The organism is Polaromonas sp. YR568, assembly GCF_943372955.1.
Classification (GTDB): Bacteria; Pseudomonadota; Gammaproteobacteria; order Burkholderiales; family Burkholderiaceae_C; genus Polaromonas.
Map to the genome: position 1 here is coordinate 1 of NZ_CALSAL010000016.1, position 22,124 is coordinate 22,124.

The following is a 22,124-nucleotide window of genomic DNA, read 5'->3' on the forward strand; positions in this document are numbered from 1 at the left end:
TGAGCAGTTCATTCAGGTACTAGACTCATACATCCGCTGGTACAACGAGAAGCGGATCAAGATATCTCTTGGCTCTCTCAGCCCCATCGAATACCGGGAGAGCCTTGGATTTACAACATAAACCAGTCCAAGTTAATATCCGCATCCCCCCGGGGTCAAGATTGGATGGAATTCAACAGGGGAAGTTATTCCTTTGCGAACCGCGGCAGTTCACCCGCTTGGCTGCGGGACTGAATTTTCGTGCGAGCCATCCCGACTGCCTTACTCCGATTTGATGCCGGTCGCGGCGGCTATGCTCTTCCAGCGACTGATTTCCGCCACGATGAAGTCTTCGAATTCGGCCGGCTTCATCGGCGCCGGCTCGGCCCCTTGCTTGAGCAGGAACGCTTTCATCTCGGCCGAAAGAACGATCTTGTTGATCTCGGCGTTCAGGCGATCCACCACCGCCGGCGGTGTCCCTGCTGGTGCCAGCACACCCCACCAGAGTTCGCTGGCGCTGCCTTTGTAGCCGGCTTGCTCGAGTGATGGCAGATCGGGCACAAGTGGTGAGCGCTCCGCTGTGGTGACCGCCAGCGCCCGTACCCTGCCGCTCGTCACATGGGGCAGCATTGAAGCCGCGCTGGCAACCACCATCTGGATCTGGCCGCCGATCATGTCAGTAATGGCTAGGCTGATCCCCTTGTAGGGCACCTGCGTCATCTTGATGTCCGCGGAGCCCAACAACAGCTCGGCGGCAAAGTGATTGATGCCGCCCACGCCGGATGTTCCGTAGTTCAGCTTTCCTGGATGCGCCTTGGCAGCGCTCACGAGGTCTCCGATGGTCTTGTAGGGGGAGTCGGCTGAAACAGTCACGAGCAGAGGGCCACTCGCGAGACGCGCTACCGGCTTGAAACTCTTGAGAGCGTCGTAGGGGAGATTGGCCCGGGTTGCCGCGACGGTGGTGAAGGTGGTTGACAGCAACACCAGGCTATAGCCATCGGGCGCGGCCCTGGCTACCAGTGCGTTGGCGATCACCCCCCCGGCTGACGGTTTGTTGTCGACAACGACTGGCTGTCCCAAGGCTTCGTGGAGGCGCTTGCCGATGGCGCGCGCAAATGCGTCGTTTGAACTACCCGGCGCACTGTCGACGATGAGCGTGATGGGCTTGGCGGGCCAGAGTGGGGCCGAAGCCTGGGCGATTGCAGTGGCGGGAGGCAGCAACACCGCAAAGATGCTGATGAGGCACGAAGCCGTAAGTTTTTTCATGGGATTTTTCCGTTATCAAGTAAATGGGTCGCCGATCTTGATCGGTGCGCACTGCTTCAGCACCCTTGCGCATCGCCAGGCCTCATTGCATTCCGCCCCGGGCTGTGATGGGCCAAACACTCTCGACCCGGCCGGCTCTGACGCAGACATACCAATCGAAACGGTCGACCGTGGGATCGCAGTGTCGTGGGACAAGGCGAAACCTCTCACCAAGTTCTGGCGCCGCAAGCGCCGGGGGATATTCCATTCGCGCATGCTCGTCCGCTGCCGAAACGATGCGAAGCTCCGGTTGCTGCCACACGGTTGGCAGGCCTCGTTCTATGGCGACAGCCTTGTGTCCTGCATCCAGCACAGCCAGCCCCGGCTTTGTGGTGCTCATGACTGAAGCCAGGACGAACAGGGAGTGCTGGAACAGGCCAAACGGCTGGCCGTCTTCTTCGAGGTTCGCCGCATAGTCGCCATCCATGAAGCAATAGCTGCCAACTTGCAGTTCGGTGTAGACGCCGGAAGCTGCTTCCAGCTCAAACGTGCCCGTTCCGCCGCCGGAGACAATCCCGCATGGAATGCGGGATCGAGACAGAGCTTCGACCGTTTGTTCGCAAGCCAGAATGGCCTTGCCGATGGCCTGGCGCCGATCTGCGGCACTGCGCAAGTGCTGTGCCGTGCCGTGGTATGCCTGTAGTCCTGCAAAGGCGAGATGACGTGAGTTCGCGATATGCCTGGCGAGTTCGACGGCCTCGGCGCCCGGCGCCACTCCGCAACGCCCCGCGCCGACGTCGATCTCGATCAAAGCGGACATCCTGATGCCGGCGGCTTGAGCCGCAGCCTCGATGAGTGTGATGTGTTTCAGACTGTCGACGCTCACAGCCACCTGGGCGATGGAAGACAGTGCGGCTAGCCTCGCAAGCTTGCGTGGGTCGACGATTTCATTGGTCACGAGGATGTCGTTCACGCCTCCCCAAGCCATGGCCTCTGCCTCTGCGATCTTCTGCACGCACTGCCCGATAGCGCCACGGCGCATTTGCAGTTGCGCGACGACGGGGCACTTATGCGTCTTGGCGTGGGGGCGAAGTTTGACACGGGTTCCCGCAACCGTGCGTGCCATTGTGTCGAGATTGAACTCGAATGCGTCGAGATCGAGGATCAACGCCGGCGTTTCGACGTCCGTTTCTCTCATACCGGGCTGGGCGGGTGGAAGTTGATGCATGCGGCATCTTAGGAAGCCGCGAACGTTGAAGTCAAACGAGACTTTGTCTGGCGAAAGTTGAGGTTCTCTCACAATACCGGCGTCTTCAGCGTGGTGGCCGGGAACACCATCGCCTGCGCTGACTGGCATGCCTTATATTTCACATGTTCCGCGCAGCAGGGCGTCGTTCAGCCCGCAAGCGCTGACTGCTGCAAGCAGCACACACCCTCGACGGATTGAGCATGGAAGCGCCCCGATGTGCGCGTGAAGGACGCCGTTTTGTTGAAGATTTCCTATCTAGCCACCCTGTTAGCCATTCTCGACAAGGGAAGCTTCACTGCGGCAGCTGAAGTGGTCGGCTGCACCCCCGGCGCCGTCAGCCTGCAGGTCAAGCAACTCGAGATCTACTTCGGCAAGCCCCTGTTTGACCGTTCCTCGCGTCTGAGCCGCCCGACTTCTTTCGCCCTGGAACTCGGCCAGCTTGCACGGGAAACTACGTCGCGCATCCAGGCGCTGCGGACGCGCCCGACGCTCACCGTGGCTGGAAGGTTGCAACTCGGCGCCATCAATAGCATTCAGTCAGATCTGCTGCCATGCGTGCTGCGCGCTCTGAAGGACGAGCACCTGGCGCTCGAGGTGTCCGTCTCCTCGTTGGTTGACAGCGAAGATCTGCTCGATGCTGTCAACGCCGGCAAGCTCGATGCAGCTGCACTGGTACGGCCCAAAGCGGGCGCCTCTTCCAGGCTCATCTGGGAAGACCTGGCAAAGCAGCCATTTGTCATGCTGGCTCCGGCCGGCGTGAAAGACGCGAGGCCGCAGGATCTACTGCGCAAGTCGGCCTGGATCGGCTATGACCGGCAGCTCACCGGCGGCCGCATCGCAGCGGAATATGTCAGGCGTGTTGCCCCGGGTTCACGAGCCTTCATGGAACTGGGATCAATCGACGCCATCGTCGCAATGGTATCTCAGGGGCTGGGAATTTCTGTCGTGCCGCTTCCCCGGGAGCAGCTCATCAGTTCGTACGACCTGCGTGTCGTTCCGCTAGGCCGCAACGGTCCATCGAGGCAGCTATCGTTTGTTCGCCGCAAGGCCGATGAAGACAGCCGCAATGTGAATGCCGCGCGAGACGCGTTCTTGTCGGTCCTTGCGAATCGAAGGGCCAGTTTGGATGCGCGCAGCGCCTAGGCGCCGGATCCACGGACCTATATCGGAGCGCCTGTGGCGGTTTACGCTGCATCCGCTTCGTTGCTGTTGACGGACGTGAATGCCTGTACCGCTGCCTCCACATCGCCGTCGCTTAGATGTCGGTGCGTGACGCAGCGCAGAAGTGATCTTGACCATGGACGGACAAGAACTCCCATCCGCCCTAAGCTTGCCGCCCAATGCGTGGCATCAGAACCGGTCGCACTCACATCGACCTGAACGATGTTTGTCTGGGGATGGCTCGCAGTGAGGCCGTCGATCGCATTAAGACCTTGAGACAGAAGCGCCGCTCGCCTGTGGTCATCATCCAGCCGGGCAACCATGCTGTTGATGGCCACCAGACCGGCAGCAGCCGCGATTCCCACTTGACGTTGCGTGCCACCTAACATCTTGCGGATCGCACGAGCTTTCCCGATGATGGAGTTTGCGCCAGCGAGCACACCGCCCATGGGAGCTGAAAGTCCCTTCGACAGGCAGATCGTTACTGTGTCGGTGCAAGCCGCGATCGCATCAGGCGTGACACGCAAAGCCACGGCAGCGTTGAACAGGCGGGCACCGTCCAGATGGACGCTGGCGCCATGCCGTTTGGACATGTCAAAGACTTCCCGCATATGGGCCAGCGACAGGGCTGTCCCGCCCGCGTTGTTGTGGGATGTCTCCATGCAGACAAGACCCGTCTTGAGCCTGCCCCGGTGCTCCGTCAGAACATACTCAAGTCTGTCGAGACTCATGGCCCCTGCGGTTCCAGCAATCGGCTCATAGAACGCGCCGGTCAGTGTCGCGGCGGCACGTTCTGCGATGTAGATGTGGGACGACGCTTCCATTGCGACGACATCTTGACGAGTGGTCTGCGCCAGGATGGCCACCAGATTCCCCATGGTCGCACTGGGGACGAAGAGAGCGGCCTCCTTACCCAACAACGCGGCAACTGAGCACTCCAGTTCCACTGCTGTCGGATCACCGTCCAGCCCGTCGTCGCCGAGCGGTGCCTTCAAGATGCTCTCGTACATCGCCTCTGTCGGCTGCGTCACCGTGTCGCTTCGCAGGTCAATCGGCGACGCCCTGGAGCCCGCACAAGGCATGGAACGATCAGGCACCGCCATCGAACGCCTTCTTCCCCAGATATTTACCGCGCAAGCCACACCGCCGGTCAGTCAACGGTCGCCCCCGTTGTCTTGACCACAGCTGCCCACTTGGCCCGCTCTGCTGCCAGGAATGACGCGAACTGACCGCGCGAGATCAGCTGGGGTGTAATTCCCTGTTTGGCGAAAACGGCACGCACTTCGTCGGTATCCAGTGCGCTGTTGATTTCCTTGTTCAGCAAGTTCAACACGGCTTCCGGGATGCCGGCTGGAGCCACGACCCCGTAGAACACCGTGTAGGACAGCCCTGGGAAGCCCTTCTCGCCGAAGGTGGCCACATTGGGCAGCGCGTTGTGCCGCTTCTCCGACGTCACGGCTAGAGGTCTCAGCTTGCCTGCCGCGATCTGTGGCAGAGCGGCGGTCAGAGAGGCGAAATACAGGTCCACCTGGCCACCGAGGAGGTCGGCCATCGCCTGACCCGCGCCTTTGTACGGAACGTGCTGAAGTTTGATGCCTGCAGTGTTCCGGAGGCTCTCGGCCACCAGATGACCGACGGTTCCGTTCCCTGACGACGCGTAGAACAGCTCGTTTTTCTTCCCCGCCTCGAGGACCGCGGCGACGCTGTCAAAGCGGCTTTCTGTACGAACCACCAGGACAAGCGGCCCCGTGCCCATCAGGGCGACTGGGACCAGATCATCGACAGCACTGAAATCGAGCTTCTTGAACAGAAACGGATTCACCGCGAGATTGCTGGTCTCGCCCATCACCAACGTGTATCCATCAGGCGCTGCCCTGGCGCCTGCTCTCAGCCCGATATTGTTGCCGGCCCCCGGCATGTTCTCCACGACCAACCGCCATTTGGCGGCCTCGGTCAGCCTGGCCGCGACCAGCCGCGACATTGCATCGGTCCCGCCACCCGGCGGGCTCGGTGAAATCATTCTGATGTGCCTGGAAGGGAAGCTGTCGGCGCCGCTTGGTCCGGCGAACGACGCGAACGCGAGAGCGCACATGATTGAAAAGGCTCTTCTGCTCGTGCTTGTCTTGAAAGACTTCATGTTTTGTCTCGAGGTAGTGAAGGGGTGGTGATGGGTTTCCGCAATTCTCTGCCGCGTTGTTTGATCAGACAAGCGAATCTCTCACACGTCTAATGTGAGAAACACTCAACTTCCGTGGCTTGCAGAAGCGGCTCCGCTTGTCTGAATAGCCTTCCCCGATGGGCCTGCGAGCTGATTTCCAGGCATCATCCTGGCGGCTGGCGCGGTCGGCGAACCGCAGCTGATATTTCGATCTACAGCCGTTGGCTGCAAGCCCAAGCGCGAATGGCAAGCCCGTGAAAGCTACCTGCGCGGAGCGGGGCCCCCGCTGCCGCTACAATCCACCGAACTTAAGCCGCAGTCATCCCTTGTAAGCCATATTTGGATGCGGTTTTACACGCCTTTTCGGTCTGGGCTGAGATCTATCCGGAACACGCCGGTGAGAATTGGCCGCGAGCAATCCCATCACTTTGTCAAGCAAGGCACTCAGGCAACCCCAGCCCATGACCATGCGAGGCAGCAGTCGTTGAAGGCAAGGTGCGGCATAGGCGCGATTGCAGGTGCGCTGACGCGATGGCAATGCGGCGTCCTCGCTGGCCGCCTGACACAACAAGGAGCCTAGGTTGTCGGCTAGCACCTTGGCAAACACATCGACCAGCAGCGCATGCTGGCTCAGGCCCGAGACACTTTCGATGCAGCGCCACTCTACCCAACGAATTTTTCTGAACACCAGTCACTCACTCTGCGCAATGGACTTCGGACTTACGCGCTAAGTCCGGACACTATGCCGGGGTGGGTTGCAACAAGCAGTAGGCCGCTCCTAGGACACACGTAGTATCAAGCGCGCCGACACGACACGTTATTGATGGGCCAGTGATCCAATGGTCATACAGCAAGATATGAAGGTGTCACCGGAGAATCAGTGGGCTAAGGACGGGCCACCGGTGGGCCATGACAAAGAAGCGGTCTTCGCGATGACCATCAGCCCGAGTAAGTCATTTTTTAGAAAATGACCCTTGGTCTAATTGGATTTCCGGCGGCAATAACCGGCAAATCTATAGCGAGATCGTTGTCTGGTGCGGCTGGCGGGGATCGAACCCACGACCCTTGGCTTCGGAGGCCAATACTCTATCCACTGAGCTACAGCCGCAACTCTTCAACAAGACCGTTACTCAGATTTTCGCACAGGGCCGGCCTGACCATAAGCTTCGGAGGCCAATACTCTATCCACTGAGCTACAGCCGCAACGCTGGGAACATGACGCACCTGGCAGGGCGCCGTGGTGGCGTTGCAGGATGCTGTCAGGGTACGCAGGCAGAGCTGCTGCGCACCCAACGATTCTATCAGCCGACCGGGCGAGAGCCGGTTTTTTCCGGGGCCAAGTTATAATGTGAGGCTGTTGACAGGCTGCCTCGCGGCGCGGCGAATGCACTCGCCGCCGCTGACAACGAGCACTGCATCGCCCCTGATTCCAGTTTTTTGAGGACGCCATGAGCGCAAACGACCACACCACGGCCCACGAAGAAGCCCATACCGGCCCCATCAAGACCCCCAAGCAACTGCTGGCTGCGGTGTTTTTCTCTTTTGTGGTGCCGGTTTTCGGAATCATTGGTCTGGTGTACTACGTGGCCTCGGCCAACAAGACCGCTCCCGGCGCCGTGGACACCGAGAAATCCGTGGCCCAACGCCTGCAGAAGGTCGGCAGCGTGGAAATTCGCGATGCGAATCGCCCCCTCAAATCGGGTGAAGAGGTGTACAAGGCCCAGTGTCTGGCCTGTCACAGCATCGGCGCTGCCGGCGCACCCAAATTCGGCGACGTGGCTGCATGGGCTCCGCGCCTGAAAACCGGTTTTGATGCCCTGTGGAACTCGGCCCTCAAGGGCAAGGGTGCCATGGCAGCGCAGGCGGGTGGTGATTTCAACGACATCGAGATTGGCCGCGCCGTTGCCTACATGACGACAGCCGTCGGTGCCAAGTTTCCCGAGCCTGCTGCGCCTGCCGCTTCAGCGGCACCTGCGGCGGCAGCCCCGGCCGCAGCCGCCCCCTCCGCTGATGTGGTCGCAGCACTCGCCAGCGCCAACAAGCCTGCAGCGGCCGTTCCCGCTGCTGCCGGTGGCGCTGCGCCTGCGGTCTATGGCCAAGTGTGCTCGGCCTGTCACGCTGCTGGCGTGGCCGGTGCGCCGAAGTTTGGCGACAAGGCCGCATGGGCACCTCGCCTGAGCGCAGGTGTGGACGCACTGACGGCCAGCACCATCAAGGGCAAGAACGCAATGCCCGCACGCGGTGGCTCAACCGCCTCGGATGCAGAAATCAAGGCCGCCGTGCAGTACATGGTGAATGCGGTCAAGTAAGCCGCAAGCCAGGCCACGCGATCAGCAACAACTGCTGCCAACCCCAATAAAAAGCCGGTCACTGACCGGCTTTTTGCATGGCGCTCATGCCTGCAGCTTGAGGCGGCGCGGCGGTCATCTGCAAAGCCTGCGGACTTCGTACATAACCGAAGCGCGCAGGCAAATCGGACGCCTGCACCACCTGGGGAACCCACAGGCCCTGCTCCACCGCTTCGGCGGCGCTGGCCACATCCAGCGTGTGGACCAGGCCGAACCCGAGGTCGGTGTCGAGATACACCCGGCCCAGTTCGTCAACCACGCAGCGCTGTGCGCGCGCGGCTTCGCCCGTGTGCGCCGTGACTGCAAAGTCAGGCGCCGGGCCGACACGCAGCACCAGTGGCGTGGCCTGCAGTTCCACATACACGCGCTGTGGCCCGTTCTGGAAAAACCAGCGGCCCTGCGCGTCGCTTTCATAGTTGCGCTGGATGAAGTCGATCAGCTTGTCGTGCTGCAGACGGGAGCCCTTGCTGGCGCGCTGTCGGGCTTCGTCGGGCGGGTCGCCGCTGGTCGCATCGCCCGCGAAGGGGCCGGCAGCCTGCGCGCGGTCGTCACGCATGTACCAGTTGCCGCGCGCGTCGAGCCCCAGCCAGCCGTAGCAGTCGGGTACGTTAGGCCATTTGGCAATCGCTTGCCGAACAATGTCATCCATGGGTGTATTTTGCGCCGCTGCCGCCGCAGGCGCGGCCCCGGTCGACAGAGCCCGTCAAGGCGGCAGGTGTTGCGCGAGAAACTCGGCCACCGCTTCAGGCATGGCACGCACATGCCCCGGGAAAGGCGCCGAAGGAAACCCGACATGCCCGCCTTGCGCCGGTTGCCACAGGCTGACATGGGCGCTCACATCGGCCGCTGTAGGCAGGCTGAAGGCAGGCACGAACGGATCATTCACCGCATTGAGCGCCAGCGCCGGCAACTGCACGCGATGCAGGTGGGGCTTGGCCGATGCACGGGCCCAGTAGTCGTCAGTGTCCTTGAAGCCGTGCAGCGGCGCGGTGAAGATGTTGTCAAACGCATAGAGGTCTTTGGCGGCCAGCAGGCGGTCGCGGTCGAAGAGACCCGGGTGCTGCGCGAGTTTCTTCAACGCCTTGGGCACCATGCTGGCCAGAAACATGCGGGTGTACACCAGCCGGTTGAAGCCTCGCCCGATGGCCCAGCCACTGGCCGCCAGATCCAGTGGAGAACACACCGACGCCACAGCAGCGACACGCTGGCGTGCGGAGCCTTCCATTTCAGCCGCCCATCGCATCAGCGCATTGCCGCCCAGTGAAATACCCACCGCCACGATGGGACCCTGATGGCACTGCGCGAAGGTGGACAGCATCCAGTCGATCTCGGCAAAGTCGCCCGAATGGTAGGCACGCGGCGCCAGATTCAGCTCGCCCGAACAGCCCCGGAAATGCGGAATCGCGCAGGCCCAGCCCCGCGAGCGCGCGGCGTCGGCAAAGGCCTCGGCGTAATGGCTCTCCGATGAACCCTCCAGACCGTGGAACACGACCAGCAGGGGCTGTACCCCAGCGCTTTTCGTTTCGTGTAGTGCGCTGTTCCCCAAGAGGCCTGATTTTCCTTGGGACGGCCCGGCGGAAATTTGCCACTGGACGTCCACCAGAAAATCAACGTCCACAAAGTCACTGTCAGGCGTGGTCCACCGTTCACGCCTGAACTGTGGCGCAGGCCCCAGGTAGCGACGCGAACGCAGTGCCGCCCAGATGGTCTGCAGATTGCCGCCTGGAAGCCACCAGGGCGCCGAATAGTCCATCGTGCGAAGCACCCGGTGTCAGTGCAGAACGGGCGGCGTCTCTGACACCTCCTGCATCTCGCTCGGGGTGCCGGGGCTCGCGTGGTGGGCTACCAGCCGCCAGCCTTGTGCGGTCTTGTGGTACACGTTGGTGGCGATCACATAGGCGTGGCGCGGGCCTTCCTCGGTGAGCACGTCCACGCGTTCGAGCACGCTGTGCACGCTGGCCCCCATCACTTCCACGCGCCGGACTTTCTCCGGCCGCGCCTGGATCGTGCCGTTGGCAAACATGCCATCGAAGCTGGCACGAATAGCGCCCAACCCGATCAGACGCCCGCCACCCGGGTGCACGCAGACCACGTCGTCCTCGTCGGCCCAGCAGGCCATGAGTTTTTCAATGTCGCCGCTTTGCAGGGCCTCGTAAAACGCCGCCTCGATGTCATCCGCATTGCCGGTGCTGGCTGGAGAGACTTTGGGTTTTCGCATCGGTCGATCCATCGGTCTGGTCACGGGGAGCCGGCAGGGTTGCCGACGGTGCCACGGGAAACCCGTGCGGGCACCCGGCTGTATTGTTTCATGGACAGCGCCGGCCGTGCACAGGGCTTCTGGCGCGATTTCTGGCGCGATGTCTGACACCGGCGCGCCGATTGACTATGTTAGTGTTGCGGCCTGCCTTGAAGGAGGACTCCTGATGAATTCCAGTTCGATGATTTCCGGTGCCGTGACTTCCCGTGGCGTCGCCTCCCAGACGTCCCGTACTTCTCATTTTTCCCGCTGGACCGCACTGCTCGCAGCATCCACCCTGGCCCTGCTACTCACCGGCTGCGGTTACAACGACTTCCAGCGCCTAGACGAGCAGACCAAGTCGGCCTGGTCCGAGGTGCTGAACCAGTACCAGCGCCGTGCCGACCTGGTACCCAACATCGTCGCCACCGTCAAGGGCGAGGCAGCCTTTGAGCAGGACACGCTGACCAAGGTGATAGAAGCGCGCGCCAAAGCCACCTCGATCCAGGTCACGCCGGAAACCCTCAATGACCCGGCCGCCTTCAGCAAATTCCAGGCGGCGCAGGGCGATCTGGGCAGCGCACTGAGCCGGCTGATGGTGGTCAGCGAGCGCTACCCCGACCTGAAAGCCAACCAGGGCTTCCGCGACCTCCGCGTGCAGCTTGAAGGCACCGAGAACCGCATCACCGTCGCGCGCAACCGCTACATCCAGACGGTGCAGGAGTACAACGTGCTGGCGCGCAGCTTCCCGAGCAACCTGACGGCGATGGTCTTCAGCTACAGCGTCAAGCCCAACTTCGCAGTGCAGAACGAGGCGCAGATTTCGGCGCCACCGGTGGTCGACTTCAACAAGAAATAAGCAGCGCCTGCTCGTCGCACGGTTGCGCAATCTGTCCATGGCACACCTGACCGACTGCTGGCGTCGCCCGTGGAGCGGTGCGGTCGCGGCCTGGGCACTGGCGCTTGCCGTGGCGCTGCCCGGCACTGCCGCCGTGGCGCAGGACGTGCTGCCCGTGCCGGCCCTCACCGCCCGGGTGATGGACAGCACCGGCACCCTCGATGCTGCCCGTGTTCAGGCGCTGGAAGCCAAGCTCGCAGCCTTCGAGCAAAGCCGTGGCGCGCAGGTGGTGGTGCTGATGGTGCCCACCACGCAGCCGGAGGACATCGCCGCCTACGCCCAGCGAGTCGGCGACAGCTGGAAGATCGGCCGCCAGAGTGTGGGCGATGGCTTGCTGCTGCTGGTGGCCAAGAATGACCGCAAGGTGCGCATCGAAACCACCAAGGCGCTGGAAGGCGCCATTCCCGACCTGGCAGCGAAACAGATCATTGACGAGGCCATCACGCCGCGTTTCAGGCAGGGCGACTTCGCTGGCGGACTGGATGCCGCCACCGACCAGATCATCGCGCGCATCAGCGGGGAGAACCTGCCTGCGCCAACGGCGCCTACCGGCAATGCACTCGTCAATGGCTTCGACTGGACCGATCTGGCGGTGTTCCTGTTTTTTGCGGTGCCCATCGGCGGCCGGCTTCTGGCCAGCGTGTTGGGACGCAAGCTGGGCTCGGTCGCCACCGGTGGCGCTGTCGGCGTGCTGGCCTGGGTCTTCACCAGCAGCCTGCTGGTGGCTGGTGCGGCTGCAGTGGCGGGCATGGTGTTTGCGCTGGTGACCAGTCTGGGTTCGCTGGCGCGCGGCGTCTCGTCCAGCCGCAGTCATGGCGGAGGGTTCTATGGCGGATCGAGCAGCGGTGGCTGGAGCAGCGGCTCCGGTGGTGGCGGATTCAGTTCGGGCGGTGGTGGCGACTTCGGTGGCGGTGGCGCCTCCGGGGACTGGTAGCCGGGGACACGACATGGGCATCATCAAGCTGATCAAGACGTGGCTGAAACATGTGTGGCTGGACACCTCAGACACCCGCAACGCCATTCCCGCCGACATGCTGGAACGGCTGGCGCGTCGCGTGAAAGCCAGTGAACACCGGCACAGCGGCGAAATCCGCATCTGCGTGGAAGCCTCATTGCCCGTCAGCTACCTGTGGCGGCTGGGCCAGCAAACGCCGATGAGCACCGTCATACGGCAGCGTGCGGTGACGATGTTCGGCAAGCTGCGCGTGTGGGACACCGAGCAAAACAACGGCGTGCTGATTTACCTGCTGCTGGCCGAGCACGCGATTGAAATCGTCGCCGACCGCGGGCTGTCGCGGCATGTGAGCACAGCGCAGTGGCAAGCCATGGTGGCACGCATGTCGGCCGCCTTCCGCGAAGGGCGCTACGAAGACGGGCTGACGCAGGCGCTGGAGGAAACCTCTGCCGTGCTGATGGCTCACTTCGAGACAACATCCGGGGGCTCGCCGGATGGCAACCCCAACGATCTGCCAGACGCACCGGTGCTGCAGTAGATCACCTAAATCGATGGCGTTCAGCGCAAACCGGTCGGCGCTACGTCAGTGCCCGACAAGGACCACACCGCCCCACCACCCGCAGGGTACAGCTGCCGCCCCGGCGCCGCATCGACGCGCCAGCCACCAGTGAATTCGCCGAAGGCGGGCAGCACGATCTGGCCCTGCTCCACACTGAAGCACGGCAGCCGCAAGCGGTCACGGCCGAGTCCGCGCAGGCTCAGTACCGGGTGCAGATGCCCCGCCAGCACCGTGTGCCCGGGTTGCGACTGCGGGTGGTGGCACGCGAGGAAGGTCTTCGCACCCGGCACGGGCCAGGGCTCGTTCACCACCGCAATGCCCAACGCCACTGGCGGATCACCCGCGCGGCTGTCGTGATTGCCACGCACCAGGGTGCAGTTCACCCCCGCATGGGTCTCGCGCCACAGGGTCAAGGCCTGCAGCACCGACGATGTGCGCGCCTGCGCGGCATGCAGGAAGTCGCCCAGAAACACCAGTTGTGTCGTCGGATAAGCGGTAAGCAAACCGGTGAGGCGAGCGAGATTTTCGTCTGTGGTCCCTGCCGGAACCGGTTGGCCCAGGGCGCGGTAAGTGGCAGCTTTCCCCAGATGCAGGTCGGCCACGAACAGCGTGCGCAGGCGCGGCCACCACAGCGCGCGCTCGGGGAGCAGCCACAGCGTCTCGCCAGCCTGCGTGATGGCCAGCGGCTGGCCGACAGCTCTCGGATTTGCTGAAGACATCACAAGGGCGGTAAAGGCCGTGAGGACCTTGAGGGCCGTGAAGGCTTGCGGCGCGAAGCACGCGGGGGCTTGTCCGGGCTGGCCAGCGTGTCCTGACCGAAGGCCAGCGACTGCCGGACCTTCTGCACAGCCTGTTCACCATCGTTCAGAGGGGCATCAGCGTTTGCCCCGTCACCCGCTGCCGTTTCGAGCTGCTGCACCATGCGGGCAATCCGGTCGGCCAGGCTTTCGCTGGAGAGCTGCTCGCGCAGCCGCTCAATCATCAGCGGAAACGACAACGGCGTGGGCCGTGCCAACGCCTTGACCACCAGCCGCTGCGCGTGGATGCGCTGCAGACTGGCCTGAAGACGGCCAATCTCCAGCTCCTGCGCGAGAAGTTCTTCATCGGCCTGTAGCAACAAGCGGTTGGCCGGGTCGTACTTGCGAAACACCTCGTAGAACAATGACGACGAGGCCTGCAACTGCTTGTTGCTGCGTTTCTCGCCCGGAAAGCCCTGAAACACCAGCCCCGACACCCGCGCAATCTCACGAAAGCGCCGCTGCGCCAGCTCGCCTGCATTCAGGCTGTCCAGCACCTCCTGCAGCAGCGCTGGCTCGCCGCCTGCAGGCACCGCCAGCACCTGTGGCAACAGCACGGGCCAATCGACCGGGCTGGCACTGAGCAGCTCAAAGCCGTAGTCGTTGACCGCGATGGAAAACGTGAGCGGCGCCAGCCGCGCCGCGCGCCATGCAATCAGGTTGGCAAGGCCCAGATGCACATGGCGGCCGGCAAACGGATACAGAAAAAGGTGATGGCCCTCACGGCTGCTGAGCAACTCGGCCAGCAATGTCTGCCGCGTTGGCAGGGCCGACCAGCGCTGCTGCAGATCAAGCAAGGGCTGCAGGCTGACCAGCTCCGGCGAATCGAATCGGCCCCCACCAGCGCTTTCCAGCTGCTGCACCACCGCGTCAGCCAGCGTGGTGGACAGCGGCATGCGGCCCCCGCTCCAGCGCGGCACCGCCGGGCGCTTGCCACTGGCCCGCTTGACCCACGCCGTCATCTCACGGATACGCACCAGCTCCAGCAAGCGTCCACCGAACAGGAAGCAGTCACCCGGCTTGATGCGCGCCGCAAAGCTCTCTTCGACCGTGCCAATCTTGCCGCCGCCCAGGTACTGCACCACCATGCTGGCATCGCTGACGATGGTGCCGATGTTCATACGGTGCCGGCGCGCCAGCCGTGCATCGGGCACGTGCCAGACGCCCTGCGCGTCGGGCACCGCGCGGCGGTAGTCGGGATAGGCCGCAAGCGAGGGTCCGCCCTGCTGCACAAACGACAGGCACCAACCCCAGCTTTCAGGCGTGAGCTCACGGTAAGCGGCCGTGCTGCGCACTTCGGCATACAGCTCGTCGGCCACAAAACCACCGCCGAGCGCCACCGTGACCAGATGCTGCACCAGCACGTCGAGCGGCTGGCGTGGCGATTCACGCGCCTCGATCTGCCCGGCAGACACGGCAGCGCGCGCTGCAGCACCTTCGATGATTTCAATGCTATGCGTCGGCACCAGCGTGATGCGTGAAGGCCGCCCCGGCGCATGGCCCGAACGGCCAGCGCGCTGCAGCAGCCGCGCCACGCCCTTGGGCGATCCAATTTGCAGCACCCGCTCAACCGGCAGAAAGTCCACCCCGAGATCGAGGCTGGAGGTGCACACCACTGCGCGCAGCTCACCTTTCTTCAAGCCCAGTTCCACCCACTCACGCACCTCCCGGTCCAGAGAGCCATGGTGCAGCGCGATCAGCCCCGCCCATTCGGGCCGTGCATCGAGCAGGGCGTGGTACCAGATCTCGGCCTGCGAGCGGGTGTTGGTGAACACCAGCGTGGCCGGGCTGCGCGCCAGCTCGTCCACCACCTGCGGCAGCATGCTCAGGCCCAGATGACCACCCCACGGAAAACGTTCGGCCTGTGCAGGCAGCAAGGTGTCGACGACGAGCTTCTTCGGCACCGCACCCTCGACAAGCGTGCCGCCATCGTGGCCAAGCAGCGTGCGCATGGCGTCACCCAGATTACCAAGCGTGGCGGACATGCCCCAAATCACGGGACCGGTCATCGCGTCTCCAAAAGTGCCGCTCGACGTGGAGCTCCACATCCTGAGTCTTGCCAAGGCGAGTTGAACCTGTACACCGCGCTTGTTGCCCAGCAACTCATGCCACTCATCGACCACCACCATCTTCACAGTGCCTAGCGTTTGCTGTGCATCTGCACGAGCGAGTAGTAACGACAGGCTTTCGGGCGTGGTCACCAGCACGGTGGGCAGGCGCTGGTTCTGCGCGCTGCGTTCGCCGGATGTCGTGTCGCCGCTGCGCGCGCCGATGCTCCACGGGCTGAATACAGGCGAGCTGTCGTCATGTTGCACCGCGTTGAGAACATCCAGCGCTTGTTGCAGGGCGCGCAAGGTGTCTGCGGCGAGCGCACGCATCGGTGTGATCCACAACACCGTGAGTGGCGCAACGACGGGCTTTCGGGTGGACGCCACCGCCTTCTTCGGCAGACTCTTCGGCAGACTCTTCGGCAGACTCGCAGGAGTCATGAACGCCATCAAGGCGCCCAGCCACACCGCATAGGTCTTGCCAGCACCCGTGGTGGCATGCAGCAGGCCGGACTGCCCTGCGGCCACGGCCGTCCAGACCTCGCGCTGGAATTTGAAAGGCTTCCAGCCCTGCGCGGCGAACCAGGCGTCCAGCGCGCGCTTGACTACCGCTTGCGGCGTCCTGCTCATGGGGATGCCCCTGGCAACAAGGCTGCAAGCGTCTGCAGTGTGTCGGCTTCCTCCACCGGCTTGTCTTCACGCCATCGCAGCATGCGCGGAAAGCGCACGGCAATGCCGCTCTTGTGGCGGCTGCTGCGCGCAATGCCTTCAAAGCCGAGTTCGAATACCAGCGTGGGCTGCACGCTGCGCACCGGGCCAAAGCTTTCGATCGTGGTCTTGCGGATCACCGCATCGACCTTGGCCATCTCGGCATCGGTCAGCCCTGAATAGGCCTTGGCAAAAGGCACCAGCTTGCGCCCATCCTGCCCGGGCGGACTGTCCCACACGGCAAAGGTGTAGTCGCTGTAGAGGCTGGCACGCCGGCCGTGACCGCGTTGCGCGTAGATCAGCACGGCATCGATGCTGAGCGGATCGATCTTCCACTTCCACCAAGTGCCGACGTCCTTGGTGCGGCCCACGCCGTAATGCGACTGTCGCTGCTTGAGCATCATGCCCTCGACACCCAGGCTGCGCGCCGCCTCCCGCTGGCGTGCAAGGTCAGTCCAGCTGTCGCCCTGCAGCTGCGCACTGGCCACCAGCTGCGGGTGCTGCAGTTGCGTCACCAGTGCGTCGAGCACGGCACGCCGCTCGGCGAGAGGCTGCGAGCGCAGGTCACGGCCCTCCCACTCCAGCAGGTCGTAGGCCAGCAACACCACCGGAATGTCGCGCAGCAATTTCGCACTGAGGGTCTTGCGCCCGATGCGCTTTTGCAATTCGGCAAAGGGCTGCGCCCGCCCCTCACGCCAGACCACGACCTCGCCGTCCAGCACCGTGCCGTCGGGCAGCGCATCGCCCAGCGTCGCCAACTCCGGGAAGCGCTCGGTCACCAACTCTTCACCACGCGACCACAGCCAGACCTGACCGGCGCGCCGCACCAGCTGCGCGCGAATGCCGTCCCACTTCCATTCCACCACCCAGTGGTCGGGTGGGCCGAGTGCCTCGTCGAACTGCGCCAGCGGCTGGTTGAACGGATGCGCCAGAAAAAAGGGATAGGGCTGCCCGCTGGTCTGCTGGTTCAGCTCGCCACTGTTTTCCGGCGCGATCAGCGCCGCGTAGGCGGTGGCCGTGGGCAGGGCACTGATGTGCGTGTAGCCCATCAATCGTTGGGCGATACGCTTGGCGTCGACGCCCGCCACGGCCGCAAGCGCCTGCGTGACCTGCAGCCGCGAGACACCCACGCGAAAACCACCGGTGATGAGCTTGAAGTAGACCAAACGCTCCTCGGCAGCGAGCAGCTGCCACTGCGCGCGCAGCGCAGCGGCCAGTGCATCGGGCGCGCTTTTGGCAAGCGGGCGCAGCGGCAGCAGGTGCTGGTCCATCCAGTCGGCGAGGCCCAGCGCCTGCGTGTTCGAAGGCGGCGGGATCAGCAGCGAAATGGTTTCGGCGAGATCGCCCACCGCGTCGTAGCTTTCATCGAACAGCCACTCGGGCAGGCCGGACGCCTCGCGGGCCAGCTCGCGCAGCAGGCGGGTGGGCACCAGCTGGCGTGGCTTACCGCCAGCCAGAAAATACACCGCCCAGGCGGCGTCTGCGGGCGGTACCGCTTGCAGGTAACGCTGCAGCACGGCCTGCTTGACAAGGCTGGAGGTGGTCAAATCGAGCTCGCGGTAGAGGGCGGCAAAGGCCTTCATGCGCCGTCCTCGGGAGCGGCTTCAAAAACGGGCACCGGTGTGGCGACATCGGCTGCATCGTCGCCGCCGTACTCCGTCTTGAATCCTTGCGCCTGCAGACCCTGCTCGGTCAGCCAGCGCACCAGCACGGCAACGCTGCCGTGTGTGACCATCACCCGCTCGGCGCCGGTGCCGCCAATCGCCCGTTGCAGACCCGGCCAGTCGGCGTGGTCAGACATGACGAAACCACGATCGACCCCGCGGCGGCGGCGCGTGCCACGCAGCTGCATCCATCCACTGGCAAAGGCGTCAGCGTAGGCGCCAAAGCGCTTCATCCACGGCGTGCCTTGTGCGGAAGGCGGCGCCAGCACCAGCGCGCGCCGCAGCAGCGCGGCATCGAGCGCCGGATCACTGACGCGCAGTGTGGTTGGCAACGCGACGCCAGCTTCGCGATACACCGCGTTGAGCGGCTCCACCGCGCGGTGAACCACGATGGGGCCGATGCTCGCATCGACACCGTGCAGGATGCGTTGCGCCTTGCCAAAGGCATAGCAGAACAGCACCGAGCTGCGACCTTCGTCTGCATTGCGTCGCCACCAGGCGTTGATGTCTGCGAACAGTTCAACTTGCGCAGGCCAGCGGTACACCGGCAAGCCGAACGTGGACTCGGTGATGAACGTATGGCAAGGCACTGCCTCAAAAGGCACGCAGGTACCATCAGCCTCGGTCTTGTAGTCACCTGAGGCGACCCAGACCTCGCCGCGGTGCTCGACACGCACCTGCGCCGACCCCAGCACATGGCCTGCGGGATGCAGCGACACACGCACGCCGTGGTGCTCGATCACCTCGCCATAGGTCACGGTTTGCAGCATGATGCGACCCAGCCGGGCGCGCAGGATACCGGCGCTGTCGGTGTGGGCGAGATAGTGCTGATGACCCGTACGGGCATGGTCAGAGTGCGCATGAGTGATCACGGCGCGGTCCACCGGCCGCCACGGGTCGATGTAGAAATCGCCCGCAGGACAGTAAAGGCCTTCGGGCCGGGCGACGATCAGGTCCATGCGTGGTGTGTGCAGAGCGGCGTCGGGCAGCAAAGAGCCGACAACGCTCCATCGTACTGGCAGCGGCGGCCTTTCGCAGGTCCGCCATGGCGGCGCCCACGCTGCGCAGGGACTCTGGTGCACGGCCAAAGAAAAAGCCCTTGGCTTGCGCTCAAGGGCTTTGTCGTGAAGACCGGAAAGGTCTTATTTTTTCTGGCGGTATTTGCGCAAAGCGGCAATCTGTGCGGCCATGACAGCCAGCTCGGACTGGGCCATGGCGATGTCGATATCGCTCTTGGCGTTCTTCAGGGCTTCTTCGGCCTGGGCCTTGGCAGCGGTTGCCTTGGCTTCGTCGAGGTCCTTGCCACGGATGGCGGTGTCGCTCAACACGGTCACGCAATCGGGCTGCACTTCCAGCAGGCCACCGGCCACGAAGACGAATTCCTCAGAGCCGTCCGCCTTCTCGATGCGCACAGCGCCCGGCCGGATGCGGGTGATCAGCGGCGTGTGGCGCGGGTAGATACCCAGCTCGCCCGCCTCGCCCGGCAAGGCCACGAATTTGGCTTCGCCCGAGAAGATGGACTCTTCCGCGGATACGACGTCGACGTGAATGGTGCTCATACGTACTCCAATGTAAAAGGTGAGTGGAAAGCAAGCAGTTGGGATGAGCCGCTAGGCGCTGCGCGGAAATGTGCAGATGCACATTGAGCACAGCAACAACGCGGATCGCCCAAATGCGCCGCTTTACGCCACCTTTTTCGCTTTTTCGAAGGCCTCGTCGATCGTGCCGACCATGTAGAACGCCTGCTCCGGCAGGTGATCGCACTCACCGGACACAATCATCTTGAAGCCGCGAATGGTTTCGGCGAGGCTCACGTACTTGCCGGGGGAACCGGTGAACACCTCGGCCACATGGAAAGGCTGCGACAGGAAACGCTGGATCTTCCGGGCGCGAGCCACGGCCAGCTTGTCTTCCGGGGCCAGCTCGTCCATACCCAGAATCGCAATGATGTCGCGCAGTTCCTTGTAGCGCTGCAGCGTACCCTGCACCGCACGGGCGGTAGCGTAGTGGTCTTCGCCCACAACGTTCGGGTCCAGCTGGCGGCTGGTGGAATCCAGCGGGTCCACAGCGGGGTAGATACCCAGCGAGGCGATGTCACGCGACAACACCACGGTGGAATCCAGGTGGGCAAAGGTGGTGGCAGGCGACGGGTCGGTCAAGTCGTCGGCAGGCACGTACACGGCCTGGATGGAAGTGATCGAGCCGACCTTGGTGGAGGTAATACGCTCTTGCAGGCGGCCCATTTCCTCGGCCAGCGTCGGCTGGTAACCCACGGCGGAAGGCATACGGCCCAGCAGTGCGGACACTTCGGTGCCGGCCAGCGTGTAGCGGTAGATGTTGTCCACGAAGAACAGCACGTCACGGCCTTCGTCACGGAAGGATTCGGCAATCGTCAGGCCGGTCAGGGCCACGCGCAGACGGTTTCCTGGGGGCTCGTTCATCTGGCCGTAGACCATGGCCACTTTGGATTCGCCGAGGTTCTCGAGGTTCACGACGCCGGAGTCGGCCATCTCGTGATAGAAGTCATTGCCTTCACGGGTACGCTCACCCACACCAGCGAACACGGACAGACCCGAGTGCGCCTTGGCGATGTTGTTAATCAGTTCCATCATGTTCACGGTCTTGCCCACACCGGCACCGCCGAACAGACCGACCTTGCCGCCCTTGGCGAACGGGCACACCAAGTCAATCACCTTGATGCCGGTTTCCAGCAGTTCCTGCGATGGCGACAGTTCGTCGTACGCGGGAGCCTTGCGGTGGATCGGGGCGGTCAGGGTCTGGTCGACCGGGCCGCGCTCGTCAATCGGCGCGCCCAGTACGTCCATGATACGGCCCAGCGTGGCCTTGCCCACAGGCACCGTGATGTTGGCGCCGGTGTTGTAGACCATGTTGCCGCGGCGCAGGCCGTCCGACGTGCCCAGCGCGATGGTGCGCACCACGCCGTCGCCCAGCTGTTGCTGGACTTCCAGCGTCAGTGCCGAGCCTTCCATCTTGAGGGCGTCATAAATTTTCGGCATCTGGTCGCGCGCAAATTCCACGTCCACCACCGCACCAATACACTGAACAATCTTGCCTTGAGCTTGAGCCATGATTGAATCCTCTTTCGTTTCTAACGTTTCTTTAAATCTGGAATCGGGTGTGGCGGTTTAACCCGCTATCAAACCGCTGCCGCACCGGCGACGATTTCCGACAGTTCTTTCGTGATCGCGGCCTGACGGGTCTTGTTGTAGACCAGTTTCAGCTCGCCGATCACGCTGCCTGCGTTGTCGGTGGCGGCCTTCATGGCCACCATGCGCGCCGACTGCTCGGACGCCATGTTTTCAGCCACAGCCTGGTACACCAGCGCTTCCACGTAACGGACCAGCAGGTCGTCAATCACGGTCGGTGCGTCCGGCTCATAGATGTAGTCCCAGCCATGCTGGTCCTTGTCGGCCGTCAAACGGTCGGCCGTGAGGGGCAGCAACTGCTCGACCACCGGCTCCTGGCGCATCGTGTTGATGAACCTGGTGTAGCACAGGTAAACCGCGTTGATCTTGCCTGCGCTGTAGGCGTCGAGCAGAACCTTCACCGGTCCAATCAGTTTGTCCAGATGCGGTTTGTCGCCCAGCTGCGTCGCGTGCGACACCACTTTGGCACCAATGCGGTTCAGGAATCCGAAACCCTTGTTGCCGATGGCAACCGCCTGCGTGTCATGGCCGGCCGCCTGGCTTTCCTTCAGCTTGGTGGTCACCACGCGCAGCAGGTTGGTGTTCAAGCCGCCGCACAGACCCTTGTCGGTCGTCACCACAATCATGCCCACGCTCTTGGCGTCGTTGGACTCCATGAACACATGCGTGTACTCGGGGTTGGCCTGACTCAGGTTGGCCGTGATGTTGCGGATCTTGTCGCTGTAAGGGCGGGCAGCGCGCATCCGGTCCTGCGCCTTGCGCATCTTGGAGGCGGCCACCATTTCCATGGCCTTGGTGATCTTCTTGGTGTTTTCCACCGATTTGATCTTGCCTCTAATTTCTTTACCTGCTGCCATGCTCAGCTCCTACATCTGTTCACGCGGCCGCAACGGACCCGGCATTGCCGGGCCGCTAGCGGCGCCCCCTTGAGGGGGAGGCAGCCGCAGGCCGC

The 22,124-nt window shown here is 63.3% G+C and carries 22 protein-coding genes and 1 tRNA gene; 7 read left to right on the top strand and 16 right to left on the bottom strand.

Going from position 1 to position 22,124, the window contains the following annotated elements:
• A partial coding sequence (locus AAG793_RS16500; protein WP_341909825.1) for an IS3 family transposase occupies positions 1–121 on the top strand: 121 nt, incomplete at its 5' end.
• 140 nt (positions 122–261) lie between these two features.
• Here AAG793_RS16500 and AAG793_RS16505 read toward each other — a convergent pair.
• Both AAG793_RS16505 and AAG793_RS16510 read right to left on the bottom strand, forming a co-directional pair.
• Positions 262–1,245, bottom strand: coding sequence for a tripartite tricarboxylate transporter substrate binding protein (locus AAG793_RS16505; protein WP_341910158.1), 984 nt, complete (start codon positions 1,243–1,245; stop codon positions 262–264).
• An 82-nt stretch (positions 1,246–1,327) separates the two neighbouring features.
• Positions 1,328–2,452: a DSD1 family PLP-dependent enzyme gene (locus AAG793_RS16510; protein WP_341910160.1), complete on the bottom strand. Its 1,125-nt coding sequence runs from the start codon at positions 2,450–2,452 to the stop codon at positions 1,328–1,330.
• Positions 2,453–2,713: 261 nt separating this feature from the next.
• Here AAG793_RS16510 and AAG793_RS16515 point away from each other — a divergent pair, with 261 nt between their 5' ends.
• Entirely contained in the window at positions 2,714–3,616 is a 903-nt protein-coding gene (locus AAG793_RS16515; protein WP_341910161.1) for a LysR family transcriptional regulator, read from the top strand.
• 41 nt (positions 3,617–3,657) lie between these two features.
• On the opposite strand, the gene AAG793_RS16520 is transcribed toward AAG793_RS16515, so the two are convergent.
• Together AAG793_RS16520 and AAG793_RS16525 are read right to left on the bottom strand one after the other, a co-directional pair.
• On the bottom strand, positions 3,658–4,737 hold the full coding sequence (locus tag AAG793_RS16520; protein ID WP_341910164.1) for a GntG family PLP-dependent aldolase: 1,080 nt from the start codon (positions 4,735–4,737) through the stop codon (positions 3,658–3,660).
• A 47-nt stretch (positions 4,738–4,784) separates the two neighbouring features.
• Positions 4,785–5,654, bottom strand: a complete 870-nt coding sequence (locus AAG793_RS16525; RefSeq protein WP_341910208.1) for a tripartite tricarboxylate transporter substrate binding protein — start codon at positions 5,652–5,654, stop codon at positions 4,785–4,787.
• Here AAG793_RS16525 and AAG793_RS16530 point away from each other — a divergent pair.
• Complete coding sequence (locus AAG793_RS16530; protein ID WP_341910212.1) at positions 5,551–5,802, top strand: hypothetical protein; 252 nt, start codon at positions 5,551–5,553, stop codon at positions 5,800–5,802. The two genes, AAG793_RS16525 and AAG793_RS16530, sit on opposite strands and share 104 nt — an antisense overlap.
• A gap of 309 nt (positions 5,803–6,111) precedes the next feature.
• On the opposite strand, the gene AAG793_RS16535 is transcribed toward AAG793_RS16530, so the two are convergent.
• On the bottom strand, positions 6,112–6,480 hold the full coding sequence (locus AAG793_RS16535) for a hypothetical protein (protein WP_341910166.1): 369 nt from the start codon (positions 6,478–6,480) through the stop codon (positions 6,112–6,114).
• 344 nt (positions 6,481–6,824) lie between these two features.
• Positions 6,825–6,900 (bottom strand) — tRNA-Arg (locus AAG793_RS16540).
• Between the two features lie 340 nt (positions 6,901–7,240).
• Here AAG793_RS16540 and AAG793_RS16545 point away from each other — a divergent pair.
• Positions 7,241–8,101 carry a c-type cytochrome gene (locus AAG793_RS16545; RefSeq protein WP_341910168.1) on the top strand — a complete coding sequence of 287 codons (861 nt, stop codon included), beginning with the start codon at positions 7,241–7,243 and terminating at the stop codon, positions 8,099–8,101.
• Positions 8,102–8,159: 58 nt separating this feature from the next.
• Here AAG793_RS16545 and AAG793_RS16550 read toward each other — a convergent pair whose 3' ends face one another.
• From AAG793_RS16550 to AAG793_RS16560, 3 genes are read right to left on the bottom strand one after another with little or no spacing between them, the layout of a single operon-like run.
• Positions 8,160–8,789: a DUF2946 family protein gene (locus tag AAG793_RS16550; protein WP_341910170.1), complete on the bottom strand. Its 630-nt coding sequence runs from the start codon at positions 8,787–8,789 to the stop codon at positions 8,160–8,162.
• A 54-nt stretch (positions 8,790–8,843) separates the two neighbouring features.
• Positions 8,844–9,893 (bottom strand): alpha/beta fold hydrolase, encoded by a 1,050-nt coding sequence (locus AAG793_RS16555; protein ID WP_341910210.1) that lies wholly within the window; start codon positions 9,891–9,893, stop codon positions 8,844–8,846.
• Between the two features lie 18 nt (positions 9,894–9,911).
• Complete coding sequence (locus AAG793_RS16560; RefSeq protein WP_341910172.1) at positions 9,912–10,358, bottom strand: nuclear transport factor 2 family protein; 447 nt, start codon at positions 10,356–10,358, stop codon at positions 9,912–9,914.
• Between the two features lie 205 nt (positions 10,359–10,563).
• Here AAG793_RS16560 and AAG793_RS16565 point away from each other — a divergent pair, with 205 nt between their 5' ends.
• From AAG793_RS16565 to AAG793_RS16575, 3 genes are read left to right on the top strand one after another with little or no spacing between them, the layout of a single operon-like run.
• The gene (locus AAG793_RS16565; RefSeq protein WP_341910174.1) at positions 10,564–11,235 is read left to right on the top strand and encodes a LemA family protein; all 672 of its coding nucleotides are present in this window, start codon (positions 10,564–10,566) and stop codon (positions 11,233–11,235) included.
• 37 nt (positions 11,236–11,272) lie between these two features.
• Positions 11,273–12,208, top strand: coding sequence for a TPM domain-containing protein (locus AAG793_RS16570; protein ID WP_341910177.1), 936 nt, complete (start codon positions 11,273–11,275; stop codon positions 12,206–12,208).
• A 13-nt stretch (positions 12,209–12,221) separates the two neighbouring features.
• On the top strand, positions 12,222–12,767 hold the full coding sequence (locus AAG793_RS16575) for a TPM domain-containing protein (RefSeq protein WP_341910179.1): 546 nt from the start codon (positions 12,222–12,224) through the stop codon (positions 12,765–12,767).
• A gap of 20 nt (positions 12,768–12,787) precedes the next feature.
• Here AAG793_RS16575 and pdeM read toward each other — a convergent pair whose 3' ends face one another.
• The 7 genes from pdeM to atpG all read right to left on the bottom strand — a co-directional run bounded on the left by pdeM (position 12,788) and on the right by atpG (position 22,029).
• A complete protein-coding gene (pdeM, locus tag AAG793_RS16580) occupies positions 12,788–13,507 on the bottom strand; it encodes a ligase-associated DNA damage response endonuclease PdeM (RefSeq protein ID WP_341910181.1) in 720 nt (239 codons plus the stop codon).
• Positions 13,507–16,263: a ligase-associated DNA damage response DEXH box helicase gene (locus AAG793_RS16585; protein WP_341910183.1), complete on the bottom strand. Its 2,757-nt coding sequence runs from the start codon at positions 16,261–16,263 to the stop codon at positions 13,507–13,509. The genes pdeM and AAG793_RS16585 overlap by 1 nt, the downstream gene beginning before the upstream one ends.
• Positions 16,260–17,924: an ATP-dependent DNA ligase gene (locus AAG793_RS16590; protein ID WP_341910185.1), complete on the bottom strand. Its 1,665-nt coding sequence runs from the start codon at positions 17,922–17,924 to the stop codon at positions 16,260–16,262. Before AAG793_RS16590 ends, AAG793_RS16585 begins: the two co-directional genes overlap by 4 nt.
• Positions 17,921–18,964: a ligase-associated DNA damage response exonuclease gene (locus tag AAG793_RS16595; RefSeq protein ID WP_341910187.1), complete on the bottom strand. Its 1,044-nt coding sequence runs from the start codon at positions 18,962–18,964 to the stop codon at positions 17,921–17,923. The genes AAG793_RS16590 and AAG793_RS16595 overlap by 4 nt, the downstream gene beginning before the upstream one ends.
• Before the next feature lie 183 nt (positions 18,965–19,147).
• Positions 19,148–19,564: a F0F1 ATP synthase subunit epsilon gene (locus AAG793_RS16600; RefSeq protein WP_341910189.1), complete on the bottom strand. Its 417-nt coding sequence runs from the start codon at positions 19,562–19,564 to the stop codon at positions 19,148–19,150.
• A 123-nt stretch (positions 19,565–19,687) separates the two neighbouring features.
• On the bottom strand, positions 19,688–21,094 hold the full coding sequence (gene atpD, locus AAG793_RS16605; RefSeq protein ID WP_341910191.1) for a F0F1 ATP synthase subunit beta: 1,407 nt from the start codon (positions 21,092–21,094) through the stop codon (positions 19,688–19,690).
• Between the two features lie 68 nt (positions 21,095–21,162).
• Positions 21,163–22,029, bottom strand: coding sequence for a F0F1 ATP synthase subunit gamma (atpG, locus tag AAG793_RS16610; protein ID WP_341910193.1), 867 nt, complete (start codon positions 22,027–22,029; stop codon positions 21,163–21,165).
• Positions 22,030–22,124: the final 95 nt, after the last annotated feature.